This is a genomic window from Streptomyces sp. Isolate_45 (assembly GCF_024721315.2).
Lineage (GTDB): Bacteria > Actinomycetota > Actinomycetes > Streptomycetales > Streptomycetaceae > Streptomyces.
Genome location: NZ_JANFAK020000216.1, coordinates 1 through 12,084 on the forward strand (window position 1 = coordinate 1; position 12,084 = coordinate 12,084).

At 72.5% G+C, this 12,084-nt stretch carries 13 protein-coding genes; 3 read left to right on the plus strand and 10 right to left on the minus strand.

Going from position 1 to position 12,084, the window contains the following annotated elements:
- Together NOD94_RS37125 and NOD94_RS37130 are read right to left on the minus strand one after the other, a co-directional pair.
- A partial coding sequence (locus NOD94_RS37125; protein WP_281210644.1) for a TerD family protein occupies nucleotides 1-682 on the minus strand: 682 nt, incomplete at its 3' end.
- A gap of 145 nt (nucleotides 683-827) precedes the next feature.
- A complete protein-coding gene (locus NOD94_RS37130; protein ID WP_281210645.1) occupies nucleotides 828-1,367 on the minus strand; it encodes a M48 family metallopeptidase in 540 nt (179 codons plus the stop codon).
- Between the two features lie 259 nt (nucleotides 1,368-1,626).
- Between NOD94_RS37130 and NOD94_RS37135 the strand changes: the two genes are divergently transcribed.
- Nucleotides 1,627-2,877 (plus strand): TOMM precursor leader peptide-binding protein, encoded by a 1,251-nt coding sequence (locus NOD94_RS37135; RefSeq protein WP_281210646.1) that lies wholly within the window; start codon nucleotides 1,627-1,629, stop codon nucleotides 2,875-2,877.
- A gap of 73 nt (nucleotides 2,878-2,950) precedes the next feature.
- A complete protein-coding gene (locus NOD94_RS37140; protein WP_281210647.1) occupies nucleotides 2,951-4,288 on the plus strand; it encodes an AarF/ABC1/UbiB kinase family protein in 1,338 nt (445 codons plus the stop codon).
- 96 nt (nucleotides 4,289-4,384) lie between these two features.
- On the opposite strand, the gene NOD94_RS37145 is transcribed toward NOD94_RS37140, so the two are convergent.
- The 5 genes from NOD94_RS37145 to NOD94_RS37165 form a co-directional block, all read right to left on the minus strand.
- Nucleotides 4,385-4,591, minus strand: a complete 207-nt coding sequence (locus tag NOD94_RS37145; RefSeq protein ID WP_281210648.1) for a hypothetical protein — start codon at nucleotides 4,589-4,591, stop codon at nucleotides 4,385-4,387.
- A 108-nt stretch (nucleotides 4,592-4,699) separates the two neighbouring features.
- On the minus strand, nucleotides 4,700-5,032 hold the full coding sequence (locus NOD94_RS37150; protein WP_281210649.1) for a hypothetical protein: 333 nt from the start codon (nucleotides 5,030-5,032) through the stop codon (nucleotides 4,700-4,702).
- On the minus strand, nucleotides 5,029-5,400 hold the full coding sequence (locus NOD94_RS37155; protein WP_281210650.1) for a WhiB family transcriptional regulator: 372 nt from the start codon (nucleotides 5,398-5,400) through the stop codon (nucleotides 5,029-5,031). Before NOD94_RS37155 ends, NOD94_RS37150 begins: the two co-directional genes overlap by 4 nt.
- 197 nt (nucleotides 5,401-5,597) lie before the next feature.
- Nucleotides 5,598-5,891 (minus strand): hypothetical protein, encoded by a 294-nt coding sequence (locus NOD94_RS37160; protein WP_281210656.1) that lies wholly within the window; start codon nucleotides 5,889-5,891, stop codon nucleotides 5,598-5,600.
- A gap of 194 nt (nucleotides 5,892-6,085) precedes the next feature.
- Entirely contained in the window at nucleotides 6,086-8,314 is a 2,229-nt protein-coding gene (locus NOD94_RS37165; RefSeq protein WP_281210651.1) for an ATP-dependent DNA helicase UvrD2, read from the minus strand.
- A gap of 115 nt (nucleotides 8,315-8,429) precedes the next feature.
- Between NOD94_RS37165 and NOD94_RS37170 the strand changes: the two genes are divergently transcribed.
- Nucleotides 8,430-8,690 carry a mycoredoxin gene (locus tag NOD94_RS37170; protein WP_281210652.1) on the plus strand — a complete coding sequence of 87 codons (261 nt, stop codon included), beginning with the start codon at nucleotides 8,430-8,432 and terminating at the stop codon, nucleotides 8,688-8,690.
- A 114-nt stretch (nucleotides 8,691-8,804) separates the two neighbouring features.
- Here NOD94_RS37170 and nudC read toward each other — a convergent pair whose 3' ends face one another.
- From nudC to NOD94_RS37185, 3 genes are all read right to left on the minus strand, one after another.
- Nucleotides 8,805-9,752 carry an NAD(+) diphosphatase gene (gene nudC, locus NOD94_RS37175; RefSeq protein ID WP_281210653.1) on the minus strand — a complete coding sequence of 316 codons (948 nt, stop codon included), beginning with the start codon at nucleotides 9,750-9,752 and terminating at the stop codon, nucleotides 8,805-8,807.
- Nucleotides 9,753-9,807: 55 nt separating this feature from the next.
- On the minus strand, nucleotides 9,808-11,211 hold the full coding sequence (locus NOD94_RS37180) for a dipeptidase (RefSeq protein ID WP_281210654.1): 1,404 nt from the start codon (nucleotides 11,209-11,211) through the stop codon (nucleotides 9,808-9,810).
- A 9-nt stretch (nucleotides 11,212-11,220) separates the two neighbouring features.
- Nucleotides 11,221-12,084: PD-(D/E)XK nuclease family protein (locus NOD94_RS37185; protein ID WP_281210655.1), on the minus strand; the 864-nt coding region annotated here is incomplete at its 5' end.

Here is a 12,084-nt window from a genome sequence, read left to right on the forward strand (position 1 = left end):
CCTGCGGCTGCTGCGCCGGGGCGCCGAAGGACGGCGAGGGGGCGGGCGGCTGCTGGGCGGGGGCCCCGAAGGAGGGGGCGGGCGCGGCGCCCTGCGGCGGCGGGGCGAACCCGGGCGTCGCGGATGCCTGCGGCTGCGCCTGCTGCGGCTCCTCCTCGGCGACCTCGCCGCCGAAGTTCTGCAGCAGCGCGGCGAGCCCGCCGTCGAATCCCTGTCCGACGGCGGCGAAGCGCCACACGTCCTTGAGGTAGAAGTCGCCGATCATGAGCGCGCGCTCGGTGCTGAACTCGGAACCGTTGAACGAGTAGCGGACGACTTCCTCGCCGCCGGCCACGATCCGGATGTAGCCGGGTCCGATCTGCGACATCTGCCCGGCGCCGTCGAGTGTGGCGCTGAAGGAGAGCCGGTGGATGGAGGCCGGGATCCGGTCGAGGGTCACCCGGAAGGATTCCGTGTCACCCGCCTGCGGGCCGAGCTGCTGGATGGACTCCTCCGGCGACTTCGGCTGGTTGAAGAAGACGAAGTAGCGGTCGTCCGACAGCTGCTCGTTCGCGTCGAGGCCGAAGCAGCTGATGTCGAAGGTGAGCCCGGGCCCGGAGATCTGGACGCCCACGTACAGATCGGTACCCGCCGTCAGATCACTGATCTTGGCCTTGTGGCCGCGCTGGAATTCCCTGGCCATACGTCCGACCGTCCCCCATCCCGACTGTGAAATGTGTCCCGCGGCATGCGTGCCGGTGCATGCGTGCCGCTCAGGCTAACGGCTCCCGCCGACTTCCGGCCAAGTCGGTACCGACCCGGTACAAACCGCGTTCCGGGGCGCGCGCTCATTCCTCGCGGGAGGCCGGAACCTTCGGGAGGCGCTCTGCGGCGACCACTCCTTCGAGGTACCCGCGGGCCCTCTCGGTCTTCGGGTACGCCTCCAGGAGTTCCCAGAAACGGGGGCCGTGGCCGGGCACGAGGAGGTGGGCCAGCTCGTGCAGCAGCACGTAGTCGACCACGTACTCGGGCATGCCCTGGAGGCGGTGGGAGAGCCGGATGCTGCCCTCGGCGGGGGTGCAGGATCCCCAGCGGGTGTTCTGGTTGGTGACCCAGCGCACCGAGCGGGGGCGGGCACGGGCGTCGAAGTACTGCTCGGACAAACGCTCGGCGCGTTCGGTCAGTTCCGCGTCGCCGAGGGTCCGCTTGCTCTCCTGTGCGGCGAGCTTGTCGAGCATCACGCCCACCCAGCGGCGTTCCTCGGCCTCGGACATCCGGGCAGGGATCAGGACGACCGTACGGTCACCCTCGCGGTAGGCGGATACGGTCCTTCGGCGGCGCGCGCTCCGGCGGACTTCGACGGCGCGCTGCGGTGGATCGGCGGACACGCGTCGAAGGTACCCGGTCGTCGTGGTGGAAGTCCCGCGCGTCCGGGGTTCGAACATGATCGATTCGCTGCGGATTCGGGAACGGATACCGAAAGCGCCCCTTTTCTCCATCTCATATGCCTAATACCCCTTGCCTGTGGACAAATTCCCGCACGTGACGCGACGGGCGGGCATGGTGGCCGAAAGCGGTGAATCGGGGCCGGCGGATCCGTTGGGGATCGGGCGGGGATCCGGGGATCCGCCCTCGAAGGGGGTTGTCGTGTATCCGAAGGTGAAGCCCGCGCTGGCACGGGCCTGGCGCGATCTGCAGACGGTGCAGTTCGGGGTGACTCCCGCCCACGCGGTGGTGCTCGGTCCGGTGGACACGGCCACCGGCTCGCTCATCGACCGCATCGACGGGACGCGGAGCATGGAACTCCTGCGCTCGGAGGGCGTCGGCATGGGCCTGCCGCAGGGGCGGGTGGACGAACTCGTGCGCCGACTGGCGGGGGCCGGGCTGCTGGACGACGTCACGGCGGGCGGGCCGCGGGCCCAGGCCGTGCGGCGCCGGCCGGAGACCCTGGAGCGACTGGGGCCCGACCTGGGCTCGCTGTCGTTGGTGCGCCGGGAGCCGGGTGGCGACTTACGGGGCATCGCGGCGCGCAGGGCGATACGGGTCCAGGTGCGCGGGAGCGGGCGGGTCGGGGCGGTGATCGCCGCCGTGCTCGCGGGGGCGGGGGTGGGCCGGGTCGAGGTGCTCGACGGGGGCCGGGTGGTGCCGGCCGATGTGGCGCCGGGCGGGCTGGGGCCCGCGAGCGTCGGCCGGCTCAGGGCCGAGGCCGCGACGGCGCTGGTGCGGGACTCCGCCCCGGGGCGGGGTCCGCGGGCCGGGGAGGCGACCGGGCCGGAGCCGGGGCTGGCACTGGTGGTGGTCGCCCCGCGGGACGGGCTGCGGTCCTGGGCGCCGGATCCGCAGGAGGCGGCCGACTGGGTGGCCACCGGCACCCCGCACCTGTACGCGGGGGTGCTGGAGGGGACCGGGCTGGTGGGGCCGCTGGTGCTGCCGGGGGCCACGGCGTGCGCCGGGTGCATGGAACGCGACCGGGTCGACCGGGATCCCGCGTGGCCGCGGATGCTCGTCCAATGGCGCTCGGCGCACCGCCGTCGCGCCACGGCCGCTTGCGATGTGGCCCTGTCGACGGCGGTGGCCGGTCTGGCCGCGGCCCACGCCCTGTCCTTCCTCGACGGGGAGGTGCCCGCGGCGGCCGGGGCCCGTTGGGAGGCCGCGCTGCCGGGCCTGTCCTGGGACCGTGCGGCGGTGTGGCCCCATCCGGACTGCCCGTGCGGTGCGGCCACGGCAGGGGAGCCGGCGCCGCCCCCGGCCCCGGAGCCCGTGTCGGTCCCGGGTCCGGGACGCGGCGCCGGGAGGCCGGACGGTTGTGGCGGTGGCGCCGGCGGTGGCGGTGGCGGTCGAGCGGCGCTGCAGAACGCCGGGGCAGGATCGGGCGCGGACCTCCGGAGTCGGCCATGACAGGATGCGTCGGTGCCGAGGATCGCTTCGAACCGCCGCTTGCGGCACAGCTGTCTGGGAACTGGAGGGGCGCATGTCTGATCTTCCCCGGAAGGCCGTCACCCGCACCGTCAAGCTGGCCGCGCTGCCACTCGGGATCGCCGGCCGCGCCACCTGGGGGTTGGGAAAGAGGATCGGCGGCAAGTCCGCCGAGATCGTCGCCCGTGAGCTCCAGCAGCGCACCGCCGAGCAGTTGTTCCGCACACTCGGCGAACTGAAGGGGGGCGCCATGAAGTTCGGGCAGGCCCTTTCGGTGTTCGAGTCGGCGCTTCCCGAGGAGGTCGCCGGGCCCTACCGGGCCGCGCTGACCAAGCTTCAGGAGGCGGCCCCGCCGCTGCCGGCGGCGCGGGTCCACGAGGTGCTGGCGGAGCGTCTGGGCGAGGACTGGCGCGAGCTGTTCGAGGAGTTCGAGGACAAGCCCGCCGCCGCCGCCTCGATCGGGCAGGTCCACAGAGCGGTGTGGCACGACGGCCGGCAGGTCGCGGTCAAGGTCCAGTATCCGGGGGCCGGCGAAGCACTGCTGTCGGACCTCAAGCAGCTGGGCCGTTTCGCGGGACTGCTCGGGCCGCTGATTCCCGGCATGGACATCAAGCCGCTGATCACCGAGATGCGGGACCGGGTCTCGGAGGAACTCGACTACGAGCTGGAGGCCGAGGCGCAGCGCACGCACGCGGACTCCTTCGTCGACGACCCGGACGTGTTCGTGCCGGATGTCGTGCACCAGGGCGACGAGGTGCTGGTGACCGAGTGGATGGAGGGCACCCCGCTGTCGGAGGTGATCGCCGACGGCACCCAGGAAGAACGCGACCGCGCCGGGCAGTTGCTGGCCCGGTTCCTCTTCTCGGGACCCGCCCGGACGGGGCTGCTGCACGCGGATCCGCATCCGGGCAATTTCCGCCTGATAGCGGGGGCGGACGGCCGGACGCGCTTGGGCGTGCTGGACTTCGGCACCGTGGACCGGCTGCCCGGTGGCTGGCCCAAGCCCATCGGCAGGTCCCTGCGGATGACGTTGGACGGGGATGCCGAAGGCGTCTACGGCCACCTGCGGGCGGAGGGCTTCGTCCGGGACTCCATCGACCTCGATCCCCAGGCCGTCCTCGACTACCTCAAGCCGATCATCGAGCCCGCCGAGGCCGAGGAGTTCACCTTCACCCGGACGTGGCTGCGCGGGCAGGCCGCCCGGATCGCCGACCCCCGTTCCCCCGCGCACCAGTTGGGGCGTCAGATCAACCTGCCGCCGTCGTACCTGCTGATCCACCGGGTGACGCTGAGCACCATCGGGGTGCTGTGCCAGCTGGGCGCGACGGTGCGGCTGGGGGACGAACTGGCGGCCTGGCTGCCCGGGTTCGGGGCCGAGGACCGGCCCGCGTAGGGAGCGGCGAGGCCCGCGCCGGCCGCCGCGCGCGCAGCGCGGCCGGACGGCCCGGCCGGAGGCGGTCACCGGGTGGAGGTGACGGCCGGCCGGTCGTCACCACCAGGCGGAGTCGAGGCGGCCCTCGATGGCCCGGAGGTTGGCCCGCGCGCAGTCGACGCAGAAGTACTGCCTGGTCCCGTTCTCCACGGAGCACGTCCAGGTGGGCGGGGCGCCGTCGGGGGCACGGGTGCCGCAGCGCGCGCAGACGTCGTGCTGGGCCTCGGGTCCCGGCGGGGCGGGGTGGGGAGTCGGCTGGTCCACCTCCAGACGATATCCCCGCGGGCCCGGAGCGGCCCGCGCAACGCACCGGGGGGCCGGTCCGTTCGGACCGGCCCCCCGGGGACTGCGTTACTTCGGCCGTGTCAGCCGTCAGTGCATGACGGCCATGGCCAGCGCGCGCCGGGCGCGCAGCGACACGCGCTCGGCCCGACGCTGCATGCGCCGCGCGGCGACCAGGCGCAGGGCTTGACGCTCGGCGTCCGCCTCACGCATGCGGTCGTCCATATGGGCACGAGCCATGGCTTCTGGGATGAGTTGCATTTCGCGGGTCCTGTTCTGACGCGAGGTGATCGCGCCTGCGGTGATGAAGTCTGCGGTGGCGGAGCCGTGCGGCTGCTCGCTCGTGGTGGCGTTGGGGGACATGAGGGCCTGCTTCAGGGGGTCGCGCGTCAGGGGGCGGTCGATGGTTCCGATGGCGGTCATGCCGTTGCAACCGGGTTCTTGCGCGGACGGCCACGCGGCCGCTTCCGGGCTACGACGACGCCCTGGACGAAGAGCTCTCCACCCCAGACGCCCCAGGGCTCGCGGCGCTCCTTGGCGCCGGCGAGGCAGGCCTCGACGAGCGGGCAGGTGCCGCAGAGCGACTTGGCGTACTCGACGTCGGCCGGGGACTCGGCGAAGAAGACCTCGGGGTCGAAGGTGCGACAGGGAACCGGTACGCCGAGGTTCTCGATGGCGTCGTCGAGCGCGGTGAGCGCGGTGAGGGGGATCAAGGTGGAGTCCTCCGGGACTGCGGGCGGGGAGATCGTTTGGGTCTGCGGTACGGACGGGGCGTGCGCTTCGAGTTGCACGGTGTTTTCTTCCTCGTCTTGTTCGGCTAGTCGTTCCGGCCTGTTGGCCGGGGGCGGCTCGGCTGCCAACTCACACCGACTGGTTCTGCCAGTCCCGAGGCCCCTTCGCTCCGTCGTCCCCGTTCGGGGACAAACAGAAGGGCCGCGGATCCCGGGTGGGGTTCCGCGGCCCTGAAGGCGCCGGCCTGATCGTGAGATCAGACTGGATCACTCCAGGGTTCGAGCCCGCGGAAGGCCCACATCAGGTGGTGCTGCTGCTTCGTCGTCTGCTTCGTCCGAGCTCCGGCACCGGCTGCGGCCGCGAAGCCATAGGCGCCATGCGCCTGGGCTTCGGCTACTGCCACCAGTGCCTTGGTCGGTCGCTCATTGCGCTCGCTGACGGGAAGGACCGCCAGCAGGGCAGGGCTGTCAGCGCAAATCGCGGACAGACCGGTACCCAGGAGAGAGACGGAACCGAGCAGGCAGGAAGCGTCGACCGAGCGATCGGTCATTTTGGTGAAGTTCGTGTAGCCGGCCACTGGTCTCGCCTCCTCTCGGCGTCTCGGGGACCCTGCCCGAAGGCCGGTCCCATACGTATTCGGATAAGTACAGCACGGATCCAGGGCTTCGGAGAAGCCACCGTTTCCGTTGCTAAGAACCTATGGGGATTCGCTGGGCATGTGCAAACTATTTTTCCGACGAGTTTCTACGCGTCGTCAGGATCCTCGCCCGCAGGCTCCTGGCCTGCGCAGATGGCCAGGACATCCGCTCCGTACCGGTCGAGCTTGCGGCCACCCACGCCGGAGATCATCGAGAGCTCGCCCGCCTCGGAGGGAGCGGCCTCCGCGATCGCCATCAGCGTCTTGTCCGTGAAGACGCAGTATCCGGGCAGCCCCTGGGCCTTCGATTGGACGGCCCGCCAGGCGCGCAGCCGCTCGTAGAGGCCTTCGTCCATGTCGGACGGGCAGTCCTCACAGCGCATCAGTTTGATGTCCCCGGCCTCGATCAGGGTCCTGCCGCAGACGCGGCACAGCGCCGGGCCGCGGCGGCCGCGCTTGCGGGCACCGCGGTCGGCCGCGGCGGCGGGGCCCGTTCCCGGGGCCGCCGAGCCCGGCCGCAGGCCGTTCAGGAAGCGGCTGGGGCGTCGGGAGGCCCGACCCCCGGGAGCGCGGGAGAGCGCCCAGGAGAGCGTCAGGTGGTGCCGAGCGCGGGTGACGCCGACGTAGAGGAGGCGTCGTTCCTCCTCGACCTGCTCGTCGGTCTTCGCGTACGTGATCGGCATCATGCCGTCGGTGAGGCCGGCGAGGAACACGGCGTCCCACTCCAGGCCCTTCGCCGCGTGCAGCGAGGCGAGGGTGACGCCCTGGACGGTCGGGGCGTGTTGCGCGGCCTTGCGCTCTTCCAGCTCGATCGTGAGGTCGGCGAGGGTGGCGCCGGGCCTGCTCCGGGCGAAGTCCTCGGCGAGTCGGACCAGCGCGGCGACGGACTCCCACTGGTCGCGGACCGCGCCGGAGCCGGCGGGCGGTTCGGCGGTCCAGCCTGTGGAACTCAGTACGGCCCTGACCTGGGAGCCCAGCTCGACGACATCCTCCAGCAGCGGGTCGCTGCTGCCACCGGAGCGGGCGGCTCCGCGCAGGGCGAGGACGGCCTTCTGGACCTCGTTGCGCTCGAAGAAGCGCTCGGCGCCGCGCAGCTGGTAGGGGACGCCCCCGTCGGCGAGGGCCTGTTCGTACACCTCGGACTGGGCGTTGATCCGGTAGAGCACGGCGATCTCGCCGGCGGGGACGCCCGCGGCGATCAGGTCACGGATCCGACCGGCGACGCCCTCGGCCTCGGCGGGTTCGTCCGGGTACTCGGCGTAGACCGGGTCGGGGCCGGGCTCGCGCTGGGAGATCAGCTCCAGGCGGTGTTCGGCGGCGCGGCCCTTGGCCTGGTTGAGCAGGCCGTTCGCGAGGTGGACGACCTGGGGGGTGGAGCGGTAGTCCCGGACCAGCTTGACCACGGTGGCCTGCGGGTACCGGGTGCGGAAGTTCAGGAGGTGGTCGGGGGTCGCGCCGGTGAAGGAGTAGATCGTCTGGCTGGCGTCGCCAACGACGCACAGGCTGTCGCGATCACCGAGCCACAGTTCGAGGAGGCGCTGCTGGAGGGGGCTGACGTCCTGGTACTCGTCCACCACGAAGTGTTGGTACTGGCTGCGGATCTGGTCGGCGATGTCGTGGCGGTCCTGGAGGATGCCGACGGTCAGCAGCAGCACGTCCTCGAAGTCGATCATTCCGCGGTCGCGCTTGAGTTGTTCGTACGTCCCGTAGATCTGGGCGATCTCCGCCATGTCGCGGGGGGCCTCGCGGCCCGTCTTCAGGGCGGTGGCCGGGTAGTCGGCGGGCACGGTCTGGGTGACCTTGGCCCATTCGATCTCGCCCGTGACGTCGCGCAGCTCGTTGCGGTCGAGGCGGATGCGGCAGCGCGCCCCGGCCTCGGCGACGAACTGGATCTTCCGCTCCAGCAGCCGGGGCACCTCGCCGCCGACCGCGCGCGGCCAGAAGTACTGGAGCTGGCGCAGGGCGGCGGAGTGGAAGGTGCGGGCCTGGACGCCGTCCGCGCCGAGGGTCCGCAGTCGGCCGCGCATCTCGCCGGCGGCGCGGTTGGTGAAGGTGACCGCCAGCACGCTGGCGGGCATGAGCTGCCCGGACCGGACGCCGTAGGCGATGCGGTGGGTGATGGCCCGGGTCTTGCCGGTGCCCGCGCCCGCCAGCACGCACACCGGCCCGCGCAGGGTCGTGGCGACCTCGCGCTGCTCCGGGTCGAGGCCCAGGAGCACGGCGTCGGCGGCGTCTGCGTCGGCCGGGAAGGGGGAGGAGTGCGTTGCTGATGTCACCCCGCCATGCTGCCAGGTCCGGTGGGACGGGCGGGAAATCCGTCCACAGGCCCGGGGCATTACTCGTACCGGTACGCAGGGCGGTACCCGGCCGGAGCCGGGGTCGGGAATGGCACGGCGGTCCCGTGCGTTCGAGTACTCGGACCACCGAGGCCCCCACGAAGGAGAGCGCAGCATGCAGGACACGGGCACCGTCACGATGTACAGCACGACCTGGTGCGGCTACTGCAACCGGCTGAAGAAGCAGCTGGACCGGGAAGGCATCGCGTACGACGAGATCAACATCGAGCTCGACCCGGCGTCCGCCGCGTTCGTGGAGAAGGCCAACGGCGGCAACCAGACGGTTCCGACCGTGCTCGTGAAGTCGGCGGGCGGCAACGAGTCCGTCATGACGAACCCGAGCCTGGCCCAGGTCAAGCAGGCCCTCGCCGTCTGATCCGCGATCCGTAGAGGTTCGCGCGAAGGCCCCCGCCACATGGCGGGGGCCTTCTGCCGTGCCGGCGGTGCCGGCTCCGCCGGCGGCGGACGGCGCTGTCCGGTGTGACGAAACTTACGCCGCCGGCGGGCGCGGCAGCGGCTTGCCGTACCAGAGCTCGACCAGCCGGGCCGCGATGGAGATGCCGCCGGCGGGAGGCGTGACCTCGCCCCGTTCGATGGCCTCGGCCAGGTCCTCGCGGGAGAACCAGCGGGCCTCCTCGATCTCCTCCCCGTCGACGGTGATCTCCGAGGTCACGGCCCGGGCGGTGAAGCCCAGCATCAGGCTGTACGGGAACGGCCAGGGCTGGCTCGCGATGTACTCGACCTCGCCGACCTTGACGCCCGCCTCCTCCCACACCTCGCGGATCACCGACTGCTCGATCGACTCGCCCGGCTCGACGAACCCGGCCAGCGTCGAGAAGCGGCCCTCCGGCCAGTGCACCTGGCGGCCCAGCAGCGCGCGGTCCTGGTCGTCGGTGACCAGCATGATCACGGCCGGGTCGGTGCGCGGGTAGTGCTCGGCGCCGCAGCCCGGGCAGCGGCGGATGTGCCCGGCGGCCGCGACGACCGTGCGCTCGCCGCAGCGGGAGCAGAAGCGGTGCATCCGCTGCCAGTTCTCCAGCGCGACGGCGTGGACCATCAGCCCGGCGTCGCGCGGGTTCAGCAGGAGCCCGGCCTCGCGCAGTCCGGCCGGGCGGGCCGACTGGTCGATGCGGCCCGGCAGGGAGTCCTTCTGCAGCGCGAAGTACCGTACGCCGTCCTCGTCGGTGCCCAGGAAGTAGCGGTGGGTCTCGGTGACCGGGGCCTCGAAGGCCGGGGTCATCACGATGCCGGTGCCCCCGTCGGGGGTGTCGTCGATGAGGACCTGGCCGCCGGAGACGACGAAGACACGGGTCGTCGGGTGGCTCCAGGCGGCGGCCAGCCATGCCTCGTCGAGGCGGTGGTGGGCGGCGCGGTCGATTCCGCTGGGCGCGGCCAGCGTGATCGGGCGCTCGGTACGGGTGCTCACTGGTACTTCCAACTCCCCCGGTGGTGGGACAAGGCAGGCGTGGCGGTGGGTGGGCGTGCGGGCGGGATCAGCCGGTGTTCCAGTGCTCGGCGAGGTCGCCCCAGAGGTGGGCGGCGGTCTCCACGCCCTTGAGGAGGAGGTCGATCTCGACCTTCTCGTTCGGCGAGTGCCAGCCGTCGGACGGTACGGAGATCCCGAGGAAGAGGACGGGCGCGGCCAGGACGTCCTGGAGGTCCGCCGCCGGTCCCGAGCCGCCCTCGCGGGTGAAGCGGACCTGCTGCCCGAAGGCGCGCTCCATGGACCGTACGACGGACCGCAGCGCCGGGTGGTCCAGCGGCGTCAGGCACGGTCGGGTGGGGGCGCCGAAGGTGATGGAGTGCCGGACGCCGTCGGGGACGCGGGCGGCGACCCAGTCCTTCACGGCCGCCTCGACCTCGTACGGGTCCTGCCCCGACACCAGGCGGAACGACAGCTTCAGGTGGGCGGAGGCGGGCACGATGGTCTTGCCGCCGGGGCCCTGGTAGCCGCCGCCGATGCCGTTGACCTCGGCGGTCGGGCGGGCCCAGACGCGCTCCAGGGTGGAGTAGCCGGCCTCGCCCGAGGCGGCGTGCGACTTGGCGGTACGGAGCCACTCGGCCTCGTCGAAGGGCAGCTCGGAGATCAGCCGGCGTTCGGCGTCGGTCAGCTCGGTGACGTTGTCGTAGAAGCCGGGGATCGTGACCCGTTCGTCCTCGTCGTGCAGGGCCGCGACGAGGCGGGCGGCGACGGTGGCCGGGTTGGGCACGGCTCCGCCGAAGGCGCCGGAGTGGATGTCCTGGTCGGGGCCGTGGAAGTCGATCTCGCAGTCGGCGACGCCGCGCATGCCGGTGCAGACGGTGGGGGTGGTCTCGGACCACATGCCGGTGTCGGAGACGATCACGACGTCGGCGGCGAGCTGCCGGGCGCGGGCCTCGACGAGGTCGCGGAAGTGCGGGGAGCCGGACTCCTCCTCGCCCTCGATGAGGAGCTTGAGGTGCACGGCGGGGGCGGCGGAGCCGGTGGCGGCGAGGTGCGCGCGCACGCCGAGGGTGTGGAAGAAGACCTGGCCCTTGTCGTCGGCGGCGCCGCGTCCGTACATCCGGCCGTCCTTGACGACGGGCTCGAAGGGCTCGGTGTGCCAGCCGTCGGCGAGGGCGGCGGGCTGGACGTCGTGGTGTCCGTAGACGAGGACGGTGGGCGCGTCCGGGTCCTGGCTCGGCCAGTGGGCGAAGACGGCGGGGGCGCCGTCGGTCGGCCAGACCTCGACGAGCGGGAAGCCGGTCGCGGTGAGCTTCGCGGCGAGCCAGTCGGCGCTGCGGCGTACGTCGTCCGCGTGTTCGGGCTGGGCCGACACGGAGGGGATCCGCAGCCACTCGGCGAGGTCGTCGAGGAAGGCGGTGCGGTGGGTGTCGATGTACGTGCGGACGACGTTGTCCGCCTGGGTCTCGCTCATGCCCCGAGCCTAGCCTTCCGCCCGGGGGTCACCGTCCGTGCCCGTTTTGCCTTGGAGGATCCGCTCAAGACGGGCGCGGTCGGGCAGGTCGCGGGGGCGTATCACGCGGCCGCTGCGGACGTGCAGGAAGGCCGCGCCGACCCGGTCGAGGGGAGTGTCGGTGGCTTCCGCCCAGGCCAGTCGGTACACGGCGAGCTGGAGGGGGTCGGCCTGGGTGGTGCGGCCGGTCTTCCAGTCGACGACCTCGTACGAGCCGTCGGGGTTCCGGTAGACGGCGTCGATGCGGCCCCGGATGACCCGGCCGGCGAGGGTGAGCTGGACGGGGGCCTCCATCCGGTACGGGGTCCGCTCGGCGTACTCGCTGCGCTCGAAGGCCGCCTTGAGGGAGTCGAGGTCGGCCTCGTCGGCGATCTCCTGGTCGGAGCCGGGCAGCTCGGCGACGGGGTCGAGGAGGTCGAGGTGCGGCAGCGGCAGCTCGTCGAAGCGGGATTCGACCCAGGCGTGGAAGCGGGTGCCCTGACGCGCGGCGGGCTGCGGGGGCTTGGGCATGGGGCGTGCGAGATCGCGTACGAAGCCCTGCTCGTCGGCGGCGAGCCGCAGGAGCTGGCTCGCGGAGAGGGCGGAGGGCAACTCGACGTCACGGACGGCTGCGCGGGCGCGGCGGAGCTCGCCCTCCAGCGCGTCGAGGTCGCGGTCCCAGGAGGCGATGGCGCGGGCCTCCTCGGGCGTGACGGTGGCCTGGCCGGCCGGGGGGTGGGGGTTGGTGGGGTCGCCCGACCCCGGGCCCGGGCCCGGGGTCGCCGTCGCCCAGGCCTCCGCGGCCCAGGGGTCGTCGTGTTCCTGCCCTATCGGGAGCGGCCGGGCGGCGCGCGC

Excerpts from the sequence above, each read along its gene's own strand:
- NOD94_RS37140 (WP_281210647.1), top strand. The coding sequence starts at position 2,951 with ATGTCTGATCTTCCCCGGAAGGCCGTCACCCGCACCGTCAAGCTGGCC.
- NOD94_RS37150 (WP_281210649.1), bottom strand. The coding sequence starts at position 5,032 with ATGACCGCCATCGGAACCATCGACCGCCCCCTGACGCGCGACCCCCTG.
- NOD94_RS37160 (WP_281210656.1), bottom strand. The coding sequence starts at position 5,891 with ATGACCGATCGCTCGGTCGACGCTTCCTGCCTGCTCGGTTCCGTCTCT.
- NOD94_RS37165 (WP_281210651.1), bottom strand. The coding sequence starts at position 8,314 with ATGCCCCGGGCCTGTGGACGGATTTCCCGCCCGTCCCACCGGACCTGG.
- NOD94_RS37170 (WP_281210652.1), top strand. The coding sequence starts at position 8,430 with ATGCAGGACACGGGCACCGTCACGATGTACAGCACGACCTGGTGCGGC.
- NOD94_RS37180 (WP_281210654.1), bottom strand. The coding sequence starts at position 11,211 with ATGAGCGAGACCCAGGCGGACAACGTCGTCCGCACGTACATCGACACC.